General features: G+C 70.8%; 21 protein-coding genes, 1 tRNA gene and 1 other RNA gene. 15 read left to right on the top strand and 8 right to left on the bottom strand.

Translation table 11 applies throughout. The features are described from left to right. The first annotated feature begins 4 nt into the window (after positions 1–4). Positions 5–703: a phosphoribosyltransferase family protein gene (locus O7615_RS04625; RefSeq protein ID WP_278176011.1), complete on the top strand. Its 699-nt coding sequence runs from the start codon at positions 5–7 to the stop codon at positions 701–703. A gap of 248 nt (positions 704–951) precedes the next feature. Continuing rightward, positions 952–1,581, top strand: coding sequence for a ribosome-associated translation inhibitor RaiA (gene raiA / locus O7615_RS04620; RefSeq protein WP_278176010.1), 630 nt, complete (start codon positions 952–954; stop codon positions 1,579–1,581). 81 nt (positions 1,582–1,662) lie between these two features. Here the strand turns inward: raiA and O7615_RS04615 are convergent, their stop codons facing one another. Next, complete coding sequence (locus O7615_RS04615; protein WP_278176009.1) at positions 1,663–2,787, bottom strand: GNAT family N-acetyltransferase; 1,125 nt, start codon at positions 2,785–2,787, stop codon at positions 1,663–1,665. Next, complete coding sequence (locus O7615_RS04610; protein WP_278176008.1) at positions 2,784–3,929, bottom strand: GNAT family N-acetyltransferase; 1,146 nt, start codon at positions 3,927–3,929, stop codon at positions 2,784–2,786. Before O7615_RS04610 ends, O7615_RS04615 begins: the two co-directional genes overlap by 4 nt. 171 nt (positions 3,930–4,100) lie before the next feature. Here O7615_RS04610 and secA point away from each other — a divergent pair, with 171 nt between their 5' ends. Next, a complete protein-coding gene (secA, locus tag O7615_RS04605; protein ID WP_278176007.1) occupies positions 4,101–7,028 on the top strand; it encodes a preprotein translocase subunit SecA in 2,928 nt (975 codons plus the stop codon). Positions 7,029–7,140: 112 nt separating this feature from the next. Here secA and O7615_RS04600 read toward each other — a convergent pair whose 3' ends face one another. Then, positions 7,141–7,818 carry an Rv3235 family protein gene (locus tag O7615_RS04600; protein ID WP_278176006.1) on the bottom strand — a complete coding sequence of 226 codons (678 nt, stop codon included), beginning with the start codon at positions 7,816–7,818 and terminating at the stop codon, positions 7,141–7,143. A 115-nt stretch (positions 7,819–7,933) separates the two neighbouring features. Beyond that, positions 7,934–8,161 carry a helix-turn-helix domain-containing protein gene (locus O7615_RS04595; protein ID WP_278176005.1) on the bottom strand — a complete coding sequence of 76 codons (228 nt, stop codon included), beginning with the start codon at positions 8,159–8,161 and terminating at the stop codon, positions 7,934–7,936. A 218-nt stretch (positions 8,162–8,379) separates the two neighbouring features. Between O7615_RS04595 and O7615_RS04590 the strand changes: the two genes are divergently transcribed. Further along, positions 8,380–8,898 (top strand): hypothetical protein, encoded by a 519-nt coding sequence (locus O7615_RS04590; RefSeq protein WP_278181969.1) that lies wholly within the window; start codon positions 8,380–8,382, stop codon positions 8,896–8,898. Positions 8,899–8,938: 40 nt separating this feature from the next. On the opposite strand, the gene O7615_RS04585 is transcribed toward O7615_RS04590, so the two are convergent. After that, entirely contained in the window at positions 8,939–10,021 is a 1,083-nt protein-coding gene (locus O7615_RS04585) for a hypothetical protein (protein WP_278176004.1), read from the bottom strand. A gap of 283 nt (positions 10,022–10,304) precedes the next feature. Here O7615_RS04585 and pruA point away from each other — a divergent pair, with 283 nt between their 5' ends. The 8 genes from pruA (at position 10,305) to O7615_RS04545 (ending at position 17,954) form a co-directional block, all read left to right on the top strand. Then, positions 10,305–11,933, top strand: coding sequence for an L-glutamate gamma-semialdehyde dehydrogenase (gene pruA, locus O7615_RS04580; protein ID WP_278176003.1), 1,629 nt, complete (start codon positions 10,305–10,307; stop codon positions 11,931–11,933). A gap of 167 nt (positions 11,934–12,100) precedes the next feature. Next, positions 12,101–12,616, top strand: a complete 516-nt coding sequence (locus O7615_RS04575) for a PadR family transcriptional regulator (RefSeq protein ID WP_278176002.1) — start codon at positions 12,101–12,103, stop codon at positions 12,614–12,616. Positions 12,617–12,798: 182 nt separating this feature from the next. Further along, positions 12,799–13,920: a peptide chain release factor 2 gene (gene prfB / locus O7615_RS04570; protein ID WP_278176000.1), complete on the top strand. Its 1,122-nt coding sequence runs from the start codon at positions 12,799–12,801 to the stop codon at positions 13,918–13,920. A gap of 118 nt (positions 13,921–14,038) precedes the next feature. Continuing rightward, the gene (gene ftsE, locus O7615_RS04565) at positions 14,039–14,719 is read left to right on the top strand and encodes a cell division ATP-binding protein FtsE (RefSeq protein WP_013731749.1); all 681 of its coding nucleotides are present in this window, start codon (positions 14,039–14,041) and stop codon (positions 14,717–14,719) included. 68 nt (positions 14,720–14,787) lie between these two features. Then, on the top strand, positions 14,788–15,663 hold the full coding sequence (gene ftsX / locus O7615_RS04560) for a permease-like cell division protein FtsX (protein WP_278175995.1): 876 nt from the start codon (positions 14,788–14,790) through the stop codon (positions 15,661–15,663). 238 nt (positions 15,664–15,901) lie between these two features. Continuing rightward, on the top strand, positions 15,902–16,381 hold the full coding sequence (gene smpB, locus O7615_RS04555; RefSeq protein WP_278175993.1) for an SsrA-binding protein SmpB: 480 nt from the start codon (positions 15,902–15,904) through the stop codon (positions 16,379–16,381). 107 nt (positions 16,382–16,488) lie between these two features. Beyond that, positions 16,489–16,864, top strand: a transfer-messenger RNA (tmRNA) gene (ssrA, locus tag O7615_RS04550). Positions 16,865–16,997: 133 nt separating this feature from the next. Beyond that, positions 16,998–17,954: a hypothetical protein gene (locus tag O7615_RS04545; RefSeq protein WP_278175992.1), complete on the top strand. Its 957-nt coding sequence runs from the start codon at positions 16,998–17,000 to the stop codon at positions 17,952–17,954. 31 nt (positions 17,955–17,985) lie between these two features. Here O7615_RS04545 and mdlC read toward each other — a convergent pair whose 3' ends face one another. After that, positions 17,986–19,581, bottom strand: a complete 1,596-nt coding sequence (gene mdlC / locus O7615_RS04540) for a benzoylformate decarboxylase (RefSeq protein WP_278175991.1) — start codon at positions 19,579–19,581, stop codon at positions 17,986–17,988. A gap of 296 nt (positions 19,582–19,877) precedes the next feature. On the opposite strand from mdlC, the gene O7615_RS04535 reads away from it, so the two are divergent. The 3 genes from O7615_RS04535 to O7615_RS04525 all read left to right on the top strand — a co-directional run bounded on the left by O7615_RS04535 (position 19,878) and on the right by O7615_RS04525 (position 22,448). Then, positions 19,878–20,468, top strand: coding sequence for a YqgE/AlgH family protein (locus O7615_RS04535; protein ID WP_278175990.1), 591 nt, complete (start codon positions 19,878–19,880; stop codon positions 20,466–20,468). 90 nt (positions 20,469–20,558) lie between these two features. Further along, positions 20,559–20,634, top strand: a tRNA-Ala gene (locus tag O7615_RS04530). A 680-nt stretch (positions 20,635–21,314) separates the two neighbouring features. Further along, positions 21,315–22,448 carry a tyrosine-type recombinase/integrase gene (locus tag O7615_RS04525; RefSeq protein ID WP_278175989.1) on the top strand — a complete coding sequence of 378 codons (1,134 nt, stop codon included), beginning with the start codon at positions 21,315–21,317 and terminating at the stop codon, positions 22,446–22,448. A 240-nt stretch (positions 22,449–22,688) separates the two neighbouring features. Here the strand turns inward: O7615_RS04525 and O7615_RS04520 are convergent, their stop codons facing one another. Both O7615_RS04520 and O7615_RS04515 read right to left on the bottom strand, forming a co-directional pair. Beyond that, on the bottom strand, positions 22,689–24,110 hold the full coding sequence (locus O7615_RS04520) for a relaxase/mobilization nuclease domain-containing protein (protein ID WP_347405066.1): 1,422 nt from the start codon (positions 24,108–24,110) through the stop codon (positions 22,689–22,691). A 29-nt stretch (positions 24,111–24,139) separates the two neighbouring features. Continuing rightward, a complete protein-coding gene (locus tag O7615_RS04515; RefSeq protein ID WP_278175987.1) occupies positions 24,140–24,592 on the bottom strand; it encodes a hypothetical protein in 453 nt (150 codons plus the stop codon). Positions 24,593–24,594 lie beyond the last annotated feature (2 nt).

The following is a 24,594-nucleotide window of genomic DNA, read 5'->3' as shown; positions in this document are numbered from 1 at the left end:
CGCCATGGTGGGCGGGCTCTGGGCGGACCTGGCCGACCTGGTGCTGCCCACCGAGTGCGCCGGCTGCCGGGACCGCCGACCGGGGCTGCGACACGGCGTCTGCCCGGACTGCGTGACCGCGCTGCGGTCGCTGCGCCCCGGTCCCGTGCGGCCCGATCCGGCCCCTCCGGACCTGCCGCCCTGCCACGCCCTCGGTGCGTACGGCGGACCGCTACGGGAGACGCTGCTGGCGTACAAGGAGCACGGCCGGCACGCCCTGGCCCGGCCGCTCGGCATCCTGCTCGCCGAGGTCGTCGCGGCGGCGGTCGGCCCGGCGCACCCGGTGCTGCTGGTACCGGTGCCGGACACCCCGGCGGCGGCCCGGGCCCGCTACGGCGACCACCTCGGCCGGCTGGCCCGGCACTGCGCGCGCCGGCTGCGGGCGGCGGGCTGGCCGGTACGGGTGCACCGGCCGGTGCGCGCGTCGCCCCGGCCGGACTCGGTCACGCTGGACAGCGCCGGTCGGGCGGCGGCAGCCACGGCCGCGTTCCAGGTCCGGCCGGGCACCCGACCGGCGCCCCGAGGATCGCGCGTGGTGCTGCTGGACGACATCGTCACCACCGGGGCCACCGTCGCGGCGGTGAGTCGCGCGTTGACCGCGCACGGGCTGGCGCCGTCGGCGGCGGCGGTGCTCGCCGCGACGGAGAAAAGGCACCGGCGGTGACCGATCGTGTTTCCGTTTCACCCCATCGTGTATGAGGTGTGGAAATTCACGGGTGGTCTTGGCAACCGGGGGTGACTGCCGGGCTAACAGGAGTTAGCGTTTGGCTGTCGGGGGTAGGAAGGCCATCCCACCCACCCTCGACGGTGAGAGGAGGCGTAGCCGTATCGACCGGTCGACGCCGAAAAGGGGCCATCCCCGGGCGCGACCGGAGTTCTCGGATCGAAGACCGTCCGAACAAGGGAGGTCACGTGGACATCGTGGTCAAGGGCCGCAACGTCGAAGTGCCGGACCATTACCGGGTGCACGTAGCAGACAAACTCGCAAAGATCGAACGCTACGACCACAAGCTAATCCGTGTCGATGTCGAACTGTTCCACGAGCGCAATCCGCGCCAGGCCGATCACTGCCAGCGGGTGGAGATAACCTGCTTCTCCCGTGGCCCGGTGATCCGGGCCGAGGCCTGCACGGACGACTTCTACAGCGCCCTGGACGCGGCGATCGCCAAGCTCGACGCCCGGCTCCGCCGCGCCGCCGACCGGCGCCGGGTCCACCGGGGCCGGCACGCGCCGCTGTCGGTCGCCGCCGCCACCGCCGGCCTGCCGGTGACCGATCTGCCCGCGCTGGCCGCGCCCGCGGAGAACGGCACCGCCACCGCGGTGGCCGAGCGGCCCGAGGATGAGTACGCGGACGACCAGCCGTGGCACATCGCGCGGGAGAAGGTGCATCCGGCCGAGCCGATGACCATCGACGACGCCCTTTTCCAGATGGAACTCGTGGGCCACGACTTCTACCTGTTCCAGGACAAGGAGTCCGGCCGGCCGAGTGTGGTCTACCGGCGGCACGCCTACGACTACGGGATCATCTCGCTGGACATCTGACCGGTGACGCCGGCCCGGGTCGAGTGCCTCGACCCGGGCCGGCGGGCCGGCCCGCGTGAGCCGGCGGAGCGCTGCGGCCGGTCAGCCCGCCAGGTCCTTGGGCAGCAGGCCGTAGACCGTCGAGTCGGCCCGGGTTCCGGCCGCGCCGGGCAGCCGCCCACGCAGCAGCCCTTCCCTGCGGAATCCGGCCTTCTGGAGCACCCGCTGGGAGGCGACGTTCTCCGGCAGGGTGCCGGCCCACAACCGGGACAGGCCGACGTGGTCGAACCCCCACCGGGCGAGCAGCGTCACGGTGCGGGTGGCGTACCCCCGCCCCCGCCACCGCGGCAGCAGGCTGTAGCCGAGCATCGCCTGGCCGGTGGCGGGCTGGTCGTAGATCAGGGTGCAGTTGCCGACGAAGTCCCCGGACGCCGCGTCGAGGACGGTCATGGCCGCGGCGGTGCCGACCAGCCACTGACCCTCCGCGGCGCGGCAGCGCCGGTCGACCTCGTCGCGGGCGGCCGGCACCGGGGGTACCCGGCTCTGCACCACCTCCGGGTCGATGTGCAGGCGGTACGTCTCGTCACCGTCCTCGGGGCCGAGGCGGCGCAGCATGATCACGCCGTCGGTGAGTCGGCCGCCGGGCAGATCCGGCAGCGGGCGCGTCGACGGGCCGGGCGGGTCGTCGACGAGTCGTACCCACACCGTCAGGTCCCGCCGGCCACCGTCCCGTAGCGGCGCGGCGGCGCGGCGTACCCCCTCGGGCCGGAACCCGGTGGCCAGCGCGACCCGCTGGCTGGCCGCGTTCTCGACGTGGGTGAGCAGTTCCAGCCGGGCGGTGCCGGTGGCGAAGGCGTGCGCGGCCAGGGACCGGGTGGCGGCGGTGGCCACCCCCCGACCACGCGCCCATGGTGCGACCCAGTAGCCGATCTCCGCCTGGCCGCGCTGCGGCACCGGGTGGCTCAGCCCGACGGTGCCGAGCAGCCGGTCGGTGGCCGGGTCCGCGATGGCGTAGGCGGCCCCGCCACCGGCAACGGCGGCGGGGGCGCCCTCGGTGACCCACCACCGGGCGTCGGCCTCGGTGTACGGGCTGGGCAGGCTGTCGATGAACCGCTGGGTGAGCGGGTCGGCGCAGCCGGCGGCGATGTCGCCGACGTCGCCCAGGCGGAACGGACGCAGCCGCACCCCGTACGCCTCGATGGCCGGTGGCTGCCTCGGCTGGCTCACGTCAGATCCCGTGCGAGCAGCGCGCCGATCCAGGCGTCCACCCGGACGCCACGGTGGTGCAGCGCCTGACGGAGCGTGCCCTCCAGGGTGAAGCCGGCCTTCTCGGCGACCCGCCGGGAGGCGACGTTGCCCACCTGGGCCTGCCATTCGATCCGGGCCAGCCCGAGCGTCGTGAAGCCCCAGGCACAGACCGCGGCCAGTGCCGCCGGCTGGTAGCCCCGGCCCCGGGCGGATGGTGCGGTGACGAAGCCGACGTCGGCCACCAGCGGGTCGGTGGCCGACAGCCGCAGGTCGATCGAGCCGGCGTACCGGTCGGCGGCGTCGGTGATGACGAAGCAGGCGCTGCTGCCGGCGGCCCAGGTGCCCCGGACGAAGGACAGGAAATCCTCGGCGTCCGTGCGCTCGTAGCCCTCCGGGACCGTCGTCCAGCGCAGCGTCTCGGGGTCGCGGCAGGTGTCGACGATGTCGTCGAGGTCGCGCTCCTCCATCGGGCGCAGACCCAGCTCGTGTGCGCTGGCGGTGGCGAACAGGGTGGGCTGCGGCCGGCCGAAGACGGCCGCCCGACGGGCTTCCAGCGTGCCCGGACCCGCCGGACCGACCTCGCCGGGAGCAGGTACGTCGCCGGGGAGCAGCGAGCCGAACCACTCGTGGGTGCCGTACGCCGGGTCGGCGGCGCGCAGTCTGCCCTCGATCCGGAACCCGGCGCGCAGCGCCACCAGCCGGGAGGCGTGGTTGCCCACCCGGGCACCCCAGAGCAGCCGGCGCAGCTTCAACTCGTCGAAGGACCAGCGGGACAGCGCCCGGACGGCGCGCACGGCGACGCCCTGACCGCGTGCCCACGGTGCGGTCCAGTAGCCGACCTCGCTGAGTTCGTGGTTGCGGTCGATCGCGTTGAGCCCGCAGCCGCCGAGCAACTCGCCGGTGGTGGCCGCACAGACCGCGAAGGGCGCGCCGGTGTCGAGTTCCCACTGGCGGGTCCGGGCGGCAACGAACTTCTGTGCGTGTTCGGGCAGGAACGGGCGGGGTACGGCGGTCCCGCGCTGGATGTCCGGGTCCTGGAAGGCGCGGTGCACGGTGTCGGCGTCGGCGGGGCGCCACGGCCGCAGCACCAGGCCGTCCTCGGTGATCTCCACGGGCTCCATCCCGGTCATAGTGCCGGATCGTTCGCCCACGGCGTAACCGGATAACCGGGGACACGGGCGGGACCTGGGCGTGATATGTCGGTTTCGCCGTAGCCGACCGCCGCCACCAGTGACCATCGACGCGATGGAGCGCCTACGATGGTTCGAGACTGTCTAGGGGAGCGTTGATCCGTGTCGATTCTGGAAAAGGTCCTCCGCGCGGGCGAGGGGCGCATGGTGCGCCGCCTCAAGGCGATCGCCGCCGCCGTCAACTCGATCGAGGACGACTACGTCAACCTCACCGACGACGAGCTGCGCGACATGACCGAGCAGTTCAGGGAACGGCTCGCCGAGGGCGAGACCCTGGACGACCTCCTGCCCGAGGCGTTCGCGGTCTGCCGCGAGGCGGCGGCCCGGGTGCTCGGCCAGCGGCCGTACGACGTGCAGGTGATGGGTGGCGCGGCGCTGCACTTCGGCAACATCGCCGAGATGAAGACCGGTGAGGGTAAGACCCTGACCTCGGTCATGCCGGTCTACCTCAACGCGCTGTCCGCCAAGGGCGTGCACGTGATCACCGTCAACGACTATCTGGCCCAGCGTGACGCCGCCTGGATGGGTCGGGTGCACGAGTTCCTCGGGCTGACCGTCGGCGTGGTGCTGCCCAACCGGCCGGCCGCCGAGCACCGCGCGGCGTACGAGTGCGACATCACCTACGGCACGAACAACGAGTTCGGCTTCGACTACCTGCGCGACAACATGGCCTGGTCGAAGGAGGAACTGGTCCAGCGCGGCCACAACTTCGCCGTGGTCGACGAGGTCGACTCCATCCTGATCGACGAGGCCCGCACCCCGCTGATCATCTCCGGTCCGGCCGAGCACTCCGCCCGCTGGTACGGCGAGTTCGCCGCCGTGGTGGCCCGCCTACAGGTGGGCAAGGACGGCGAGGGCGACTACGAGGTCGACTTCTCCAAGCGCACCATCGCGGTCACCGAGCGCGGCGTGGCCAAGGTCGAGGACCGGCTCGGCATCGACAACCTCTACGAGTCGGTGAACACTCCTCTGGTCGGCTACCTGAACAACGCGATCAAGGCGAAGGAGCTCTACAAGCGCGACAAGGACTACATCGTCAGCGACGGCGAGGTCCTGATCGTCGACGAGTTCACCGGCCGCATCCTGCACGGCCGCCGCTACAACGAGGGCATGCACCAGGCGATCGAGGCCAAGGAGGGGGTGGAGATCAAGCAGGAGAACCAGACCCTGGCCACCATCACCCTGCAGAACTACTTCCGCCTCTACGACAAGCTCTCCGGCATGACCGGTACCGCCCAGACCGAGGCGGGCGAGTTCAACAAGGTCTACAAGGTCGGCGTGGTGACCATCCCGACGCACCGGCCGATGGTCCGGGAGGATCGGGCCGACGTCATCTACAAGACCGAGAAGGCCAAGTTCAACGCCGTCGTCGAGGACATCGCCGAGCGGCACCAGGCCGGGCAGCCGGTGCTGGTCGGCACGGTCTCGGTGGAGAACTCCGAGATCCTGTCCCAGCTGCTGCGCCGCCGGGGCATCCCGCACTCGGTGCTGAACGCGAAGTTCCACGCCCGGGAGGCGGAGATCGTCGCCCAGGCCGGTCGCAGGGGCGCGGTCACGGTGGCCACCAACATGGCCGGCCGAGGCACCGACATCCTGCTCGGCGGCAACCCGGAGTTCCTCGCCGCCAGCGAGCTGCACCAGCGTGGGCTCGACCCGCTGGAGAACGCCGAGGAGTACGAGAAGGCCCTCGAAGAGGTCCTGCCGACGTGGAAGCAGGCCTGTGACGCCGAGGCGGAGGAGGTCGCCGCCGCCGGCGGGCTCTACGTGCTGGGCACCGAGCGGCACGAGTCCCGGCGGATCGACAACCAGCTGCGCGGCCGGTCCGGCCGGCAGGGCGACCCGGGCGAGTCGCGGTTCTACCTGTCGCTGCAGGACGACCTGATGAAGCGGTTCCGCTCCGGCGCGGTGGAGGCGGTCATGGACCGCTTCAACATCCCGGAGGACGTGCCCATCGAGTCGAAGATGGTCACCCGGCAGATCAAGGGCGCGCAGGCCCAGATCGAGGGGCAGAACGCCGAGATCCGCAAGAACGTCCTCAAGTACGACGAGGTCATGAACAAGCAGCGCCAGGTGATCTACGCCGAGCGGCTGCGCGTACTCAACGGCGAGGATCTCTCCGACCAGGTCCGCAACATGATCGACGACACCGTCGAGGCGTACGTGCGGGGGGCCACCTCCGAGGGCTACGCGGAGGACTGGGATCTCGAGCAGCTCTGGTCCAACCTCAAGCAGCTCTACCCGGTGGGCGTCACCGTCGAGGAGCTGGAGGAGGAGGCCGGCGGGTCGCGGGCCAGCATCGACGCCGACTTTCTGGTCGCCCGGCTCAAGGAGGACGCGCACGCCGCGTACGACCGGCGCGAGGAGCAGCTCGGCACCGAGGGCACCCGGCAGCTGGAGCGCATGGTGCTGCTCCAGGTCATCGACCGGAAGTGGCGCGAGCACCTCTACGAGATGGACTACCTCCAGGAGGGCATCTCGCTGCGGGCGTACGCCCAGCGCGACCCGGTGGTGGAATACCAGCGCGAGGGCTTCGCCATGTTCACCACCATGATGGAGGGCATCAAGGAGGAGACGGTCGGCTTCCTCTACAACCTCGAGGTGCAGGTCAACGAGCCGGAGCCGGAGGCCGAGGAGGTCCAGCTGCTGGACAAGCCGGTGGAGATCCGGGCCAAGGGTCTGGGCCGCGCGCCGCAGCAGCAGGGGTTGCAGTATTCCGCGCCGACCATCGACGGCGAGGCCGGTGCCGGTGGGGTCGCGGTGCAGCGTGAGGAGCAGCGGGCTCCCGCGCTCGGCATCGGTCGCCCGGACCCGGGCACCCCGGCGGCACCGGGGCGGACGGCCCCGGCCGCGCCGCAGCGCCCGAGCTCCGGTCTGCGTGGCCCCGCGGCTCCGGTCGGCGCGGCCCGCCAGCCGGCACCGGGGCAGGCGACCGCCAGCAACGGTCCGTCGCGCAACGCGCCGTGCCCCTGCGGCTCGGGCCGCAAGTACAAGCGCTGCCACGGCGCCCCCGGCGGCCCGTCGGCCAACTGACAACGCACCGCATCGGTGAGAGTCGGGGCCTTGGCGGACCGCAGCCCGGGCCGCGGCTCGCCCGGGGCGAGCACGGCTTGAGAGCGGCCGGCGACAGGACTGGCGAGGCGGGTCAGAGGACGCGCAGGTCGGTGCAGAGCCAGTTGCCCCGCCGGTGCTCCAGGCGCAACGCCATCGCCCAGCTGCGTCCGGCGGCGCCGGTGAGCACCGCGGCGGCCTCGATGGCGGCCGGCCGGGGCTGGCAGACGCGCAGTTGACGCAGCCGGAGGCCGGCACGGGTCGAGCGGCGCCGCGCCGGTGCTCCGCGGGCGGTGGCGCGGGCCAGCTCGGGCAGCAGCTGTGCGGCCCGGGCCGGGTCGAGCTGGCGCCGTAACTGCACCGGCGGCCGGAAGCCGTTGAGCACCTCCAGGCAGGTGGCGACGAACCGGTGGGCGACCCGATTCGCCGCCGGGGTGGCGGTGGCCAGTGCCCCGGGCGGCAGGTGCCGGGCCACTTTCGGGTCCGGCCTGGCCGGGGCGGGTCGGGTTCGCGGGCCGGAGTCGTGCGATGTCGGTGTGCCCGGTGCGACCGACCGGAGACCGGAGCGGGGGGCGCCCCACCGGGTGGGCGGCCGGTCCGGCTCACGGCCGGTGGGCCACTGCCGGTCGGCGGCGAAGAGGTCGAGCGCGAGTTGACCGTCGGCCGGCCGCCAGCCGGCGGCTGCCTCGTCGAGGAAGGGCGGGTCGAGGGCGGGCGCGGGGCGCAACCGCACGGGCGGTCGCGCCGGCCCGGGTCGCTGGAGGTCGGTCATCGTGCTGCCCCCTAGCTCAACCGCAACTCGTTGCGTTTGCCTTCGTTTGCTTCCGACAACCTCGATTCTCGGGCATGGGTAAGGCGATGGTCAATGCCTGACCGATATCGTGCGGCTACTCGGGGTCGCGCTCGGTCAGCGGGTTACCGCGTACCCACTCGGCGGTCTCCGCGTACTTGTGCTGGATGTACTCCTCCAGGCGGGCCCGCTCCACGCGCCACTGACCCCGGCCGCCGATCTTGATCGCGGGCAGTTCGCCGCTGCGTACCATGTGGTAGACCTGCGAGTCGGACACGTTCAGCTCGGTGGCCACGTCGGACAGGAGCAGGAACCTGGGCTCCACCGAAACTCCCCGGGTTGGCGTCGTTCGCCTCAGTTTGCCATCGACAGCAGGATCTGGGCCAACCGGTCCCCTGGCCCGCCGGCCGCCACGAACAGTCCGGCTCGCCCCGGAACTTCCACCGGGGCGGTGCGAGGTGTATGACGGTCAGGGCGTACGGCGTGGCCGTCCGCCGGGCCGGCGGCATCGCCGGCGAGGGAGCAGAGCGGGGGAGACCACCGGTGACCGACGAGCTTGTCCGGGTCTACGTGCCGGCGACCGTGCCGATGCTGGCCGGGTTGCCCGAGCACGGCCTCGCCGTGCCGCAGGCGCATGCCGTGACGCCGACGCTGCGCGAGTGGTATGCGGAGGGCGACGAGGAGGAACTGGAGTACGTCGCCTTCACCCGCGCCGCCCAGGACGCCCTCCAGCTGATCCGCCACGACCCGGCCGCGCCGCGCCGACGGGTGGTCGTCTCGGCGGACCTGCCCCCGGCCACGATCGGCCGGGGCGACGGGGAGCTGGGATCCAGCGTGGTCGAGTTGCGTGCCCCGGTGCCGGTCTCCGCCGTGGCGGCCATCCACGTCGACGGCGCGGACGCCGCGGCCGACATCGCCGCCGCCGCGCAGGTGGTGTTGGAGGCGCTGGCCGGCGACCCCGACGCGCAGTTCACCGTCGACGGGGCCGAGGACCACGAACTGGAGTGGTACGACGCCAGCGAACTGGAGTCGTTGCTGCGCGCCGCCTCCGCCGAGGACTGACCGGCGCGGTCTCCGCTCAGGGCCGCCCCGCCGGCCCGGGTCAGCGGCCGGCGGCGCGGTCGCCCGCCTCCCCGGTCCGGGCGCCGTCCGTGCCGGCCGTCTCGTCGTCGGCCGTCTCGTTGCCGGGTGTCTCGTCGGCGGGTGTCTCGTCGTCGGGCGGCGAGCCGAGCGTGCGGCCGAAGCTGACCAGGGCGGTCAGCGCGCCGACGAACAGTACCCAGATGGCGTTGTCCACCCGCGAGGTGCCGAGCGAGGTCTGTGCGACCGCGTCCGCCTCGCTGAGCGCGGCGGCCAGGTCGATCAGCGAGCGCCCACCGATCCGGATGATCACCTCGGTGAGCAGCAGGAGGAGCCCCGGCCCCGCACCGGCGACCAGGTACGCCGGCCAGTTCGGCCCCGACCACGTGCCACCGCGCACGGCCCGTCGCCGGGCCCAGGTGAGGTAGCCGAAGGCCAGGCCGCCGGCGATGAGCCCGGCCAGCACGGACTCGGTTCGGGAGACCCAGCTGGCCGCGGTGACCAGCGACTGCTGGCTGTCGCCGGCGCCGAAGAGCTGGAACAGCGGATCCCGCGCCACACTGAAGACCACCACGAAGATCAGCGTGCCCAGCGCCGAGGAGGCCACGGCCCCGACCGCCGCACCGTTGCGGGCACCCGCGAGCGCCCCGCCGATGACGGCCGCGGCGGCGGTGGTGCCGGCGATCGTGCGGGTCGTGATGTCGCCGGCGTAGCTGAGATCGATGGCGAGCGCGGCGAGGAGCCCGACCAGCAGACCGGCGCCGAGCGCCACCGCGAATCGCAGGGTCACCCGGTCGGCCCGGCGGATGACCGCCGTGCCGGCGGCCAGCCCCACCGCCGCGCCGGCCACCAGCGCGGCCGAGATCACGCCGGGCAGCGCGAAGGCCGAGAGGCTGACCGCGGTGACGCCGGCGGTCGCCGAGCCGATCGCCTCCCGGGTCGACCAGAGCATCGCCGCGAGCCAGCCCGTCGCCAGCAACGCCAGGGCCGGTGCGGCCGGTACGGGTGCCGGACGCCCGGTGTCGGTGGGCCCGCCGGTGGCCGGGTCGACGGTCTCGGCGTGGTCGGGCTGCGCGGCGGTGGACCCGCCGGGCTCGTTGGTCATCGTTGTCCCTTCGCCGCCGGGCCCGACCGGGCCGGACCATCACCGGCAACCCAGCGTACGCGTCGAGGGCGGCTGATCATTAGAACCTCGCAGCGCCTGCTTTCCTTCGGTCATCTGCCTCCTTCGGGTAAGAATCCGTGTCGAAGTTCGTCGTCGGCCTCCTGATCGGTGGTCTATGGGTGGCCGGGGCGTGATCGTGTGGCGGCGGGCGTGGGAAGATTGGCCGAGGTCCCGCCACCCGGGGCCGGTTTCGCCACCGCCGTCGAGATCGCCAGGAGCCCTGATGGACGCCGTGTTCTCCGTACCCGAGCCGCAGAACGAGCCGGTGCGCACCTACGAGCCGGGCAGCACCGACGCCGAACGGCTCCAGCGGCGGCTGACCGAGCTGGCCGCCGAGCGGATCGACCTGCCGATGACCATCGCGGGCGAGCAGCGGATGGCCGGCGGCGAGCCGATCCAGGTGGTGCAGCCGCACCGGCGCGCTCACGTGCTCGGGGTCACCGGGCACGCCACCCACGACGACGCGCGGGCCGCCGTCAAGGCGGCCAAGGACGCCGCGCCGGGATGGCGGGCGCTGCCCTTCGAGGAGCGGGCGGCGATCTTCCTGCGCGCCGCCGAGCTGCTCTCCGGCCCGTGGCGGGACACCCTCAACGCGGCCACCATGCTCGGCCAGTCGAAGACCGTCGTGCAGGCGGAGATCGACTCGGCCTGCGAGTTCATCGACTTCCTCCGGTTCAACGTGCACTTCGCCCGCAGGCTGCTTGCCGAGCAGCCGATGTCGTCGGCCGGGGTGTGGAACCGGTTCGACCACCGGCCGCTGGAGGGCTTCGTCTACGCGGTCACGCCGTTCAACTTCACCGCGATCGCCGGTAACCTGCCCTCGGCGCCGGCCCTGCTCGGCAACACGGTGGTCTGGAAGCCGGGGCCGACCCAGCAGTTCGCGGCCCACTTCACCATGCGGCTCTTCGAGGCGGCCGGCCTGCCGCCCGGCGTGATCAACATGGTCACCGGCCGGGGTGAGGAGGTCTCCGATGTGGTGCTGGCCGACCCCGACCTGGCCGGCATCCACTTCACCGGGTCCACCAAGGTCTTCCAGCACCTCTGGCGCACAGTGGGGGAGAACATCGCCACCTACCGCGGCTACCCGAGGCTGGTCGGGGAGACCGGGGGCAAGGACTTCGTGGTCGCCCACTCCAGCGCCGACGCCGACGCGCTGCACACCGCCCTGATCCGCGGCGCCTTCGAGTACCAGGGTCAGAAGTGCTCCGCCGCCTCCCGGGCGTACCTCCCTCGGTCGCTCTGGGAGGGCGGCCTGCGCGACCGGCTGGCCGCCACCGCCGACGGGCTGGCCTACGGCGACGTCACCGACTTCCGCAACTTCGGCGGCGCGGTGATCGACGACAAGGCGTTCTCCCGGCACACCGCCGCGCTGGAGCTGATCTCCACCGACGACAGCTGCCGGACCATCGCCGGTGGCACCGCCGACGACTCGGTCGGCTGGTTCGTCCGACCGACGATCTTCGAATGCGGCGACCCGGCACACGAGACGTTCACCACCGAGTACTTCGGGCCGATCCTCGGCGTGCACGTCTTCGACGACGCCCGCTTCGACGAGGTGGTCGCCCAGGCCGAGTCGATCGCCCCGTACGCGCTGACCGGGTCGATCTTCGCCACCGACCGCCGGGTGGTCGACGCGGTGGCCGAGCGGATGCGGTACGCGGCCGGCAACTTCTACATCAACGACAAGCCCACCGGCGCAGTGGTCGGGCAGCAGCCCTTCGGTGGCGCCCGGGCCAGCGGTACCAACGACAAGGCCGGCTCCTGGCACAACCTGGTCCGCTGGACGTCGCCCCGGACGATCAAGGAGACCTTCGTCCCGCCCACCGACCACACCTACCCCCACATGCACTGAGGAGGTACGGAAGGGCCCCTTCGTAACGCCTGGTAGAGGAGGGGCTCCTCCTTGACACCGGACGCAGATGGACCGTCGCGCGCCGACAGTGCACATAGGAAACCCCAATGGGTGGCGAAACGGTGAAATCCTGGACGCCGGCCCGGCAAAGTGGCAGCGTGAGGGGCATGGCGGAATCCGGAGTCAACCCCACGGCGGCGGCCCTGCTCGGGCTGCTCCATGAGGGTCCCATGACAGGTGGCCAGTTGATGGCCGCCGCCGAGCGCCGGCTGGCGCCGTACTGGTCGATGACCCGCAGCCAGGTCTACCGGGAGTTGCCGGTGCTGGCCGAGCGAGGTTTCGTCCGGTTGGGTAAGCCCGGGCCGCGGATGAGTCAGCCGTACGCGATCACGGCAGCCGGAAAACGGACATTCTCCCGCTGGCTGGCAGAGGACCCGGGGCGGGACACCATCCGCAACCCGATCGCCCTGCGCATCGCCTTCGGCGAACTGCACTCTCCGAGCCAGCTGAAGAACCTCCAGGCCGCGGCCAACGAGTACCACACGGACGCGCTGGCCCGGGTCCGCGAGCAGGTCAAGAACGCCAAGAAGGAAGGCGACACGTACGACGCGAGCGCGTTGGAGTTCGCCGTGGCGTACCATCGCGCCGCCCTGTCCTGGCTCAAGAGCGCCCCCGCCGGCTGACCGCCCCCGCCAGCTGCGGCGCGGGACCGCGGGGCTCGCAAGCTCACTCCTCGTCCGAGCAGGGTTGGTTTGGCTCGGACTGCGGGGCTCGCAAGCTCACTCCTCGTCCGAGCGGGGTTGGTTTGGCTCGGACTGCGGGGCTCGCAAGCTCACTCCTCGTCCGAGCAGTACCCTTGTCTGTCGTGACCGCTGCCGACTTCGCCGAACAGCTCAAGGACCTCGACGCCACCCTGCGCAACATCGAGGCGGTGCTCGACCTCGACCGCCTCCGCGCGGACAAGGCCCGCCTGGAGCAGGAGGCATCCGCCCCGGATCTCTGGGACGACCAGGCCCGCGCCCAACAGGTGACCTCGCAGCTGTCGTACGTCAACGGCGAGATCGACAAGCTCGGCAGCCTGCGGTCGCGGCTGGACGACGCGCGCGTACTGCTGGAACTGGCCGAGGCGGAGTCCGACTCGGGGGTGCTCACCGAGGTCGAGACGGAGATCGCCGGGCTCGGCAAGGCGATCCAGGAGATGGAGGTCCGCACCCTGCTCTCCGGCGAGTACGACTCCCGGGAGGCGCTGGTGGCCATCCGGGCGGGCGCCGGGGGCGTGGACGCGGCCGACTTCGCCGAGATGCTGCTGCGGATGTACCTGCGCTGGGCCGAGCGGCACGGATACCCGACCGAGGTCTACGAGACCTCGTACGCCGAGGAGGCGGGCCTGAAGTCGGCCACCTTCACGGTCAAGGTCCCGTACGCCTTCGGCACGCTCAGCGTGGAGTCCGGCACGCACCGGCTGGTGCGGATCAGCCCGTTCGACAACCAGGGCCGGCGGCAGACCAGCTTCGCCGGGGTCGAGGTGCTGCCGGTGGTCGAGCAGACCGACCACATCGACATCCCCGAGAACGAGATGCGGATCGACGTCTACCGCTCCTCGGGCCCGGGCGGGCAGAGCGTCAACACCACCGACTCGGCGGTGCGGATCACCCACATCCCGACGGGCATCGTGGTGACCTGCCAGAACGAGAAGTCGCAGCTACAGAACAAGGCCTCCGCGTTGCGCGTGCTGCAGGCCCGGCTGCTGGAGCGCAAGCGCCAGGAGGAGCAGGCCAAGCTTCAGGGCCTCAAGACCGACGCGGCGGGCTCCTGGGGTGACCAGATGCGCTCGTACGTGTTGCACCCGTATCAGATGGTGAAGGATCTGCGTACCGAGCAGGAGACCGGCAACCCGAGCGCGGTCTTCGACGGTGAGCTGGACTCCTTCATCGAGGCGGGGATCCGGTGGCGCAAGCAGCAGCAACTCGCCGGCGACAGCGCGTGACCGATCGTTGGCGGAGCGCTTCGTCGATCTCTACGTGACGTGCTGATTCGATGACTTGTCCCGCAACGGTGGGGCGTGGGACTTGGCACGACAGTTACACCGCGTAGACTCACCACCCGTGATTCAGCTTGAGCAAGTGACGAAGACGTACCCGAAGGCGTCGCGGCCTTCGCTCGACAACGTGTCCGTGTCGATCGACAAGGGCGAGTTCGTCTTCTTCATCGGTCCATCCGGCTCCGGCAAGTCCACGATCATCAAGATGCTGCTGCACGAGGTGACCCCCAACAAGGGGCGCGTCGTCGTCAACGGCAAGGATGTCACGTCGATGCGGTCCTGGAAGCGCCCGCACTTCCGCCGCTCCATCGGCTGCGTCTTCCAGGACTTCCGGCTGCTGCCCAACCGCACCGCGTACGAGAACGTGGCCTTCGCGCTGGAGGTGATCGGCAAGACCAAGGCGGTGGCCCGCCGGGTCGTGCCGGAGGTGCTGGAACTGGTCGGCCTCGGTGGCAAGGAGCACCGCTACCCACACGAGCTCTCCGGTGGTGAGCAGCAGCGCGTGGCGGTGGCGCGGGCGTTCGTGAACCGCCCGCTGATCCTGCTGGCGGACGAGCCGACCGGAAACCTGGACCCGGACACGTCCATCGAGATCATGCGCCTGCTGGACCGGATCAACCGCACCGGCACGACCGTCGTGATGGTCACGCACGACTCCAACATCGTGAACCAGATGCGCCGCCGGGTCATTGAGATCGAGAGCGGCCGCATCGTTCGCGACCAGGCCCGCGGCGTCTACGGGTGACGAGGCCGATCCACCGCACCCCGATCTGACGACGAACACCTCACGCCGGAGAGCCGGAGGAAATCCCGATGCGGATGAAATACGTCATGTCCGAGGTACTGGTCGGACTGTGGCGCAACGTGACCATGACCATCGCGATGATCATCACGCTGGCGGTCTCGTTGACCATGCTCGGTGCCAGCGGCCTGATCTACACCAAGGTCGCGGACATGAAGCAGTTGTACTTCGAGAACATCGAGGTCTCGATCTTCCTGACCGGTGATGTCACCGAGGAGCAGCGCGCCTCGATCGGCACCCAGTTGGAGTCCGACCCGCTGGTCTCGCAGGTCACCTACGTCAACAAGGACGAGGCGTTCCAGCGCTTCCAGGAGATGTTCCGGGACTCGCCCGACCTGCTGAGCGCGGTCAAGGCGGACCAGCTGCCGGAGTCGTACCGGCTCAAGCTGGTCGACCCGCAGGAGTACAAGACCATCTCCGACCAGTACGCCTCGGTCGAGGGGGTCGACCAGGTCGTCGACCAGAGCCAGGTGCTCGACAAGATCTTCAACCTCTTCACCGCCGGGCAGAACATCGCGCTGGCCGCCGCCGTCGCGATGGCCATCGCCGCCCTGCTGCTGGTCGCCAACACCATCCAGGTCGCCGCGTACAGCAAGCGGCGTGAGGTCGCGGTCATGAAGCTGGTCGGTGCGTCCAACTGGTTCATCCAGGCGCCGTTCGTGCTGGAGGCGGTGGTCGCCGGCCTGATCGGCTCGATCCTGGGCCTCGGTGCCCTGATCGCCCTCAAGATCTTCCTGTTCGACGGTGCGCTCAGCGCCCTACAGGGGCTGTTCGCGCCGGTGAGCTGGGGCGAGGTGTTGCTGACCTTCCCGGTGATGGCCGCCGTCGGTGGCCTGATCAGCGCGGTCACCGCCTGGGTCACCCTCCGTTTCTACCTGCGGGTCTAGGGCCTGCGTCGAAGTCCCTGGCCGGCCTGCGGCGGGCCCAGACGCCGGCCGCCGTCTGGACTCCGCCTCGGCGGCTCGACCGAGGACTTCGACACAGGCCCTGGTCCGTCGGGCAGGGGCCCTCCCGCCGCCGGAATAAACGGCGCGGGAGGGCCCTTGTCGTTCGGGTAACATGATCTCCGCTTTCCGACCGGCCGCGCCGGGCGGAGGGCGGCAACGGAAAGGGGGTGGCGCGGCGATGCCACGGGAGAAGGGGCGCAAGGTCGTCGCCTCCAACAAGAAGGCGCGTCACGACTACGCCATCCTCGACACGTACGAGGCGGGCATGGCCCTGACCGGCACCGAGGTGAAGTCGCTGCGGGCCGGGCGGGCGTCGCTGGTCGACGCGTTCGCCCAGGAGCGCGACGGCGAGCTCTACCTGCACAGCATGCACATCCCGGAGTACTCCCAGGGCACCTGGACCAACCACGAGCCCCGGCGGACCCGCAAGCTGCTGCTCAAGCGGTTGGAGATCGACCGGTTGATCGGCAAGCTCCGGGAGAGCGGGCTGACCCTGGTGCCGCTGCAGGTCTACTTCTCCGACGGCTGGGCCAAGGTGGAGATCGGCCTGGCCAAGGGCAAGAAGGCGTACGACAAGCGCCAGGACCTCGCCAAGCGGGACGCCGACCGGGAGATCGCCCGGGCGGTCGGTCGGCGAGGTAAGGGGATGCAAGACTGATTTGTCCGTATCATCCCTAGCTCGGGCGATCGGCGCGGGCTAGGGATGAATCCGGTTGCGGCAGGCGTTACGCTTGTCGGAGCCGCCGGAACCCGGCGGCCTGTCGAGGGGGTGACTGGTTTCGACTTCGTACGTTGCGGCAGGGGAAGCGAGCCGAGGAAGCCGACGTCGTCTCGAGAATCGTTCGTCGGAAACCAATAAGCGCCAAGAACAATCGCGCTGACTTCGCTCTCGCCGCCTGAGGCGAGTAGCAAGTCTGTCGGCCTGGGAGCGCCTTCGACCCAGTCAGCCGGCATCAGCTAGAAGGCTGGCCAACCGGACCCGGTCGCGGGGTCCGTGCGGCGAGATCAATCAGCGACTGGGCCCGTCACACCGACTCGCTCGCGTGATCGGAGGGGCCGAGTAGAGGCATAGCGAGCTGCGCTCGGAGAAGCCCTGACAAGGCGGCGAAGGACCCGGGTTCGATTCCCGGCACCTCCACCACCTGGACTGCGCGCCCCGGTCACCCGACCGGGGCGCGCAGTCGTCTGCCCGCCTGTGCACCGGGCTGGTCCGTCCGGTCGGGCGGCGACCGCGATCGACGGAACCCGTCGGGACGCCGGCCCGTCAAACGGCTATGCGTCGACGAGTCGCCCTGCTGGGCGTGCCGCTGATGATCATGGTCGCCGGTTGCGCCCCGGTGGGCACCGGGCCGGCCAACCCGGGCAGCCCGGCCGACCGCCAGGAGGCGTTCGACCAGCGGGCGAGGGAGGTCGCCGACGCGTGGCGGCCCGACGCGGCGTGGACGAGCGGCTACGTGCCGCTCCAGGAACCCACGGTGCTCGTCGGCGAGCCGGAGTTCACCGAGGAGACGAAGCTGGCCTTCCACGCCGGCTGGTACCACCAACGGGCGGATCTGCCGGCCGGGCAACCCGACGAGGGCACGATCCGCTTCCCCGACGGTGAGCAGCTACCCGTACCGCTGATCACCGCGGTCGAGGCGTACCGTCAGCTCGACCAGGGCGACCCGCCGCCCTGCCCGGCGCGGCCGACGGAGCCCGCCACGCCGCCGCCGGCCAGCCCGCCGGGTGGCCCGGACGACCCGGTGAGCAGCGAGCCGCAGCTCGCGTGCGTCCCGCTCACCGTCACCGACGTGGCACTGGGCCTGGCGCCGATGCACACCAGCCGGGGGGTGGCGCAGGTGCCGGCGTGGCTGTTCACCGTGGCGGAGATCGACGCCGTGGTGGCCCGGATCGCGGTCGCACCCCGCGCGGTCGGCGCCGCACCCGAGCCGGTCGCGCCCGCCGCGCCGGCCCCGCAGGACCTGGTCAGCGCGCAGGACATCCAGGCCGTCGACGGGGCGACCCTGACCTACCGGCTCGGTGTGGGCAGCTGCGACACCGGGATCACCCCGCTGGTGCAGGAGCAGGATCACGTGGTGGTGGTCGGCGGTTCGGTGGTGCGGCCCACCGCCGGCGCCTGCGACGACATGCTCAACCTGGCACCGGTCGTGGTGACGCTGCGGGCACCGCTAGGCGCCCGCGCGGTCCTGGACGTGCTCAACGGCGCGCCGCTGCGGCTCGCCGCCGGCTGACCGGCAGCGGAGGGCGGCCGCCGCCGTCGGGTCAGAGAATCGGCGGTACGTCCGTGCGGATCGGCACCGGCAGCACGGTCGGACCGTCCGCGCGCAGCGCCGTGGCCAGTGCGTCGCCGAGCTGGTCGGGTGTGTCGACGACTGTGGTGGCGCAGCCATAGCCCCTGGCGATCGCGGCGATGTCGAGGCCGGGCAGGTCCAGCCCGGGTACGCCCGGAGTGTGCTTGAGCGCGGCGAACGCCTTGAGGATGGCGTACTGCTGGTTGACCGGGACCACGACGGCCAGCGGCAGCCGCAGCTGGGCGGCGGTCCAGAGGGCCTGCACCGAGTAGTGGAACGAGCCGTCGCCGATCACCGCGACCACCGGCCGGTGACGGCCGGTGTCCCGCTGCGCCAGCGCGATGCCGACGGCCGCCGGCAGCCCGTAGCCGAGACCACCGCTGGCCATGGTGAAGTACGACCCGGGAGTGTGGAACCGCAGCCGGCGACGCAGCGCCGACAGATTGGACGGCGACTCCTGCACCAGCACCCCGTCCTCGGGCCAGTGGCGGGCCAGCGCGGCGAAGAGCGCGTCGGCGCTGAGCGGGACCGAGTCCTCCACCGGGGACGGTGCCGGCCGGGCCGGCGGCGGTGGCCGGTCGGCCGGCGGCATCAGCTCGGCCAGCGCGGCGAGGGCGAGGCCGGCGTCGCCGAGCAGGCTGTCACCGACCGGCGCCCGGGCCGCCTCCTCCGGGTCGTCGGTCACGTGCAGCAGGCGGGCACCGTCCGGGAGCGTCTCGCCGGGCACGTGCGGGTAGTAGCGGAACACCGGGGCACCCACCACCAGCACGGTGTCGTGTCCCCGCAGTTGGTCGGCCAGCGGACCGATCGCGAAGGTCAGCACGCCCTGGAAGTGCGGGTGATCCTCGGGGAAGGCGGTCCGTTCGGATGCGGGTGCCGACCAGACCGGGGCGACCAGCCGCTCCGCCAGGGCCACCGCGGCCTCCCAGGCGCCGGCCCGGTCCACGGCGGCGCCGAACACGAGGGCCGGTGACCGGCTGGTCGCCAGCGCCGCGGCGAACTGGCGCAGTCGCTCCGGGTCGGGGGCGAACCGGGTGGCCACCGTGCGGGCCTGCGGAGGCGGGTCGGCGGGCTGCGCCCAGTCGTCCAACGGCAGGGAGAGGAAGACCGGCCCGGCCGGCGGCTGGATCGCGGTCGCGTACGCCCGCATCAGCGCCGCCGGGACGTCCTGCGCCCGGACGGGCTCGTGGGCCCACTTGACGTAGGGCTGGGGTAGTTCGGTGGGGTGACGGGCGGCGAGCCGGGGTTCGAGCAGCAGCATCTCCCGGGTCTGCTGGCCGGCGGTGACGATCAGCGGGGTCCGGTTGTGCCAGGCGGTGACGATGTTGCCCATGGCGTTGCCGGTGCCCGGCGCCGTGTGCAGGTTGACGTGCGCCGGCCCTCCGGTGACCTGTGCGTACCCGTCGGCCATGCCGACCGCCGATGCCTCGTGCAGCGCGAGCACGTACTGGAAGTCGTCGGGGAAGGCATGCAGGAACGGCTCCTCGGTGGAGCCGGGGTTACCGAAGACGGTGGTCATACCCAGGGCCCGGAGCAGGTCGTAGGTGGTGTCGCGGACCGTTGCCATCGCTCCTGAATGTATCGGGACGGCTCGGCCGGCCAGGGCGTTTCGGCACTGCTCGCTATCGGCTTCCGCACAGTGCCGGCCAGCGCGTCCCGAAAGGGAGTCGGGGCCGGCTCCGGATGCCGCCCGGCGCCGCCGCCGGGTCTGTCGATCACCCGACGGTCAGACCTTCGCCTCGGTCGGGGACGCAGGCTATGGTGCCAGGCATGGCAATGACAGAGCGGACGTCACCGGTGGGGCCCGCCGTCGATGTGTGTTACCGGTTCCGCCTCCCCGTGCACGACTGACGGGTGCGCGTGATGCAGGGAGAGGGGCAGGCGATCGGCGGGCGGGCAACGGAGCCGATGAGCGGGAAGCTGCTGGTGGCGACACCGGCGCTGAAGGACCCGAACTTCGACCGTACGGTCGTGCTCCTGGTCGCGCACGAGCCCGGCGGCGCGCTCGGCGTGGTGCTCAACCGGGCCACCGAGGTGCCCGTGGCGGACGTGCTGCGCGACTGGGGCGACCTGGCCCGCCACCCGGCGGTGCTGTTCGAGGGGGGCCCGGTGCAGCCCGACTCGGCAATCTGCCTGGCCCGGATGCGGCCCCCGGTCCGCCGGCTCAAGGGCTTCCACCAGGTCTCCGGCGCGGTCGGCACGCTCGACCTGTCGGTCGACCCGCAGCGGCTGCGGGACAGTGTGCAGAGCATCCGGGTCTTCGCCGGGTACGCCGGCTGGGGCACCGGGCAGCTGGAGCAGGAGGTCGAGGACGGCTCCTGGTTCGTGCTGGACGCGCTGCCCGGGGACGCCTTCGTCGAGCGGCCCGACGACCTGTGGCCGATGGTGCTGCGCCGGCAGGGCGGCATGATGGCCGCGGTGGCGCACTTCCCGCCGGATGTGGCGCTGAACTGACCCCGCGCCGGCGGGCGACCCGCGAGATGACCATGCTGGCGGGCGTGTGTATAGTTCTTCCAGTGCCCGGGCGACCGGGTGCGACAGCAGGGGGCCGTGGCGCAGCTGGTAGCGCACCACACTGGCAGTGTGGGGGTCAGGGGTTCGAGTCCCCTCGGCTCCACCAGGATTGACCTGGTGATATAGAAGTACGGCGATGATCTTGTGGTCACCGCCGTGGTCACAGAGATCCGTTACCGTGGTCCTCGCAGTCGTCGCGTGTGACCACGGGAGGCACAGATGAAGGTCCTCTGTGACCAAGGGGTGAGGGAGTTTCGTAGCCCCTCGATCCACGTTTGTGCATGCCTGAGGTCGAGCTACCGGGCAGGCTTGCGTCCTGGTCGCCTTGCCGCTGGACGCATTCCGGCAACGCCAGAGCCCTCTGCGGTTGGGCTCACTCCATGACGGTCTCGTAGCGCCCGTAACCCTGCACGGATCCGGCTGAGCTTATCCGTAGCGCTGCCGATAACCCGCGCCGATCAGCATCGGCGGGGGAGATCACCGTGCCGAGGTACGACGAGATGGCTGCAACACCAGGGCGGCCCCGAGCACGTGACTCCACCACAAGCCCGGGGCCTAGATCGGACGTAGGAGGTCCAATCCATGCACAACTCTACGATCCCGTGCGGGTCCTGCCCGCGTGCCGTCGAGGTAGCGGCAGTGCCGGCAGGCGCTCTGCCTCCGGTTGCGCCGTACTCCAAGCCCGCCTTCACCTCGGCCGGCGCGGTCACCGTTCCATTCGAGGCGCGCTTGCGTGGTGCTGTTGCCGCGCTCGCGAACGTGGCGTGAGTCGAGGGAGAGAAGAACATGGCAGTTCATTTCGATCCCAAGCGGCGGAACTGGTACTTCGTCATCGACCTTCCCAGGGGCGAGGACGGCAAGCGAAAGCAGATGAAGCGTCGTGGGTTCAAGGACGAGAAGCAGGCAATCCGTGAGGAAGGGCTGGCTCTCAAGCAGTTCGGCAAGACCGAATTGGCGGCGGACGGAAGTGTGGCTGCCGAGCTGATTCACTGGCTGGAGGAGCGCGAGCTGGACGTTGCTGTTACGACTCTCGGCAACTACCGCAACGCGGTCATGAAGTACATCATTCCTCGGCTGGGCGCTCTACAGCTCTACGACCTCGACAAAAGGGCTATCAATGATCTTTACCGTTACTTGCTCAAGAAGGGGGGAAGGAACGGTACCGGATTGTCGGCGGAGACGGTTCGGCACGTCCACCGCACCCTCAAGAAAGCGCTCCAGGATCTCGGAATCGTGATCGAAGGGGTACGCCAACCCCAGCCCTCTGAGCGTGAGGATCGGGGCCGCAAGGGCATCTGGACGGCTAAGCAGTGCACCAAGTTCCTTACCGCTGCGGCGAACGACCGCCTGTACGCCGCGTGGGTGCTCGTCGTGGTGTGCGCGATGCGCCGTGGTGAACTGGCCGGGCTGAAGTGGCCGAAGCTCGACCTGGAGAGCGGGGTGATCTACGTCCACTGGCAGCGCGCGGTGGCTAGTGGCGAGGTGGAGGGCGGCGTGATCGAGAAGGAGCCCAAGGGCAAGAGCAAGCGTTCGATCGCTATCGGTGCCGCGATAACCAAGGTCCTTTTGGAGCACCTTCGCCGCCAGGAGAAGGAGATGGCCGAGGTGGGCGTGCTCTACAAGCAAAGGGGCTACGTCTTTTGCAAGGAGGACGGCTCGCCTTACCACCCGAAGTACTTGACCGACCGGTTTCGGGCCCTCTGCATCCAGGCTGGGGTGCCGGTGATCGCGCTTCATGACGGTCGGCACTCGTCGGCGACGGTTGGAGCCGATAACGGGATCCCTCAGCACGCGATGCAGCGTCGACTGGGACACGCGCAGTCACGGACTACGCAGGAGTGGTACACCCATGTCCTGCCGGAGGCGGAACGCGCGGCGGCGAAGATCATGGAACAGACCATCCTGGGTGAAGCAGCGTGATCCTTGATCAGGCATAAAGATCAACTCCGGCCTGGAACCTGCTGTTTCTGAGCCGGTTTCTCTAGCCTGAAGCAGGGCGGGTTCCCGCGACTTCGGGAGCCCGCCCTGCTTGCTACTGTAGCCTCCCGACGCGGAGCTTGCGGCAACGTGGCATGCGCCGGAGTTGACGTTGCCGGCGGTGCTGTGGTTCGTCCGCGACCCGCTCGGGGTGCAGCGCATCCTCCGAAACTGACCGGTACCTCAAGCTATGCGACCCTTGGGCTGGCTCCGTCCGGGGACTACGTGTGCGGGTGTGATGGCGGATCGGACTTCTACCGGGTTGGTGGGGGCATTCGCTGCGGTCTCGCGGAGTCGTTCCGCTGCTTGTCGGGCTGCCCGAGCCTGGTGAAGCCTGCCTTGAGCCTCGCGGAGGCGGGCGAGGTTGTCCGCGATCATTGAGATGCGCAGTACGAGTTGGAGAGCTGCGGCCGTGTCGTCTTCGCCGGTGAGCCGGCCGACCGTCGAGATGAGTCGGGACATGGCCCGGAGTTGATCGGCTGCCGGATGGATCCGACGGCCAAGGCGTCGCTGGTTCGGCTCACGGGCGGCGCGGTCCAGGATCTCCGAGGCATCGCTGAGTGGGCCACCCTTGCGGCCCTCGAACGCCCGTGCGGTGGACGCCAGGACGTCGGACGCAGACTCGGCAATGGATGCGATGTCATCCTCGTTGACATCTCGCTCAGCCATGAGGTGACGGGCGCCCTTGTCCGCCGCTGTTGTTGCCCGGCGGAACGCGCTTGCTCGTCGCTGAACGCCCGGGGGCGGTGTGCGCTGCCGGCCGCCACGCGGGACTGCTCCGGAGCCTGAATCCCAGCGTCGTCGGAGTTGCGGGAGGGTGAGGTCTGGGGCGAGTCGGCCGCCGCCATACCAGACGGTGTTTCCGGTGCTGGTGTGGTGGTCGGGGAGTCCAACTGCGTAGCCGGTGATCTCGGTCGGGTTGATCGTGCTGTGCCGGAGCCGTACGAGAACACCTGCTGCCTGGAGCCGGTTGACGAAATCGTTCTCGTCGGTGGCTGCGGCTGCGGCGGCGCGTACCTCGCGGCGGAGCTTGTCTCGGGGAAATTCGGGCCGGCCCTGTCGGTGGCTCTTGTTCTGCTCCGCGGCGGTTGGCCGGCGGTGGCTGGTGTGGTCAACCGGGCCGACCTGGTATAGGCCGTAGCGTTGTTCGAGGTCTCGGGCGGCGGTTTGGGCCTTGAGGCGTTCGTTCCAGGCCCAGACGGTCTCGCCGTCCTGTCGGACGAGCGTGGCCACGATGTGAATGTGGTCGTCGGCGTGGCGGACGGCCACCCATCGCACAGCGTCCGGGTCGCCATGCGGGGCGATGCCGACGGCGGCGACGATCTCGGCGGCGATGTGCGCCCATTGGCTGTCGGTGAGGATGCGGTCGGTGATGTGGTTGCGGACGGAGGTGTGCCAGACGAACTTTTGTGGCGGGTTCCTGCCGGCCCGTACGGGCTGTTCGAGCAGGCGGGCCAGGGCCCGGATGTCGTGGCGTCCGGAGGCGTGGGTTGGGGGTTCCAGCGAAGGTAGCTGGCTGGGGCCGGACCACGCGGCAATGAGGTGGGGGTTGACGTGTTCCTCAGCCTTCCCTGGCCCGAACAGGTAGCGGAGCAGGCCGCCCACGTTCGTGCCGCGGGGATGGATCGCGGGGATCAGCGCAGCCGCCGGTCGATGTCGGCCACGAGGGCGTCGAGTCTGTCGAGTGCCTGCACGGACCGCCTGACGGCGTGGTCGAGCCAGACCGGCGCTTCGCCGGTGGCGTTGAGGGCTGCGGTGGCTTGGTTTAGGTTGGTGCCGGTGCGCGTGATAGCGGTCCGTGCAGCGAAGAGTTCCCGCTGCATGGCGGCGAGTTCTGCTCGGGTGACGCCGGTTCCGGCGATCAGGGCGCCGGGGGCGGTGGTGCTCCTGGCGGCGGCCAACGCGGCGTCGGCGCAGAAGCCGGTCGGGGTCAGCCCGGCGCGGTTCGCGGCGGTCAGGACGTCGCTGTGCTCGGCCTCGTCGAGTCGGAGGTTGATCCGTTGCCGTCGGCCTGGGAACTGGTGACGCCGGTCGGCGCCACGTGGGCTTGGCGTGCCGCCGGTCGCTGTTCGCGTACGGGTGTCCACCG

Source organism: Micromonospora sp. WMMD1082, from assembly GCF_029626175.1.
In the GTDB taxonomy this organism is placed as follows: domain Bacteria; phylum Actinomycetota; class Actinomycetes; order Mycobacteriales; family Micromonosporaceae; genus Micromonospora.
The sequence above is the reverse complement of the archived record's forward strand: the minus strand, read 5'-3'. Positions and strand labels throughout refer to the sequence as shown.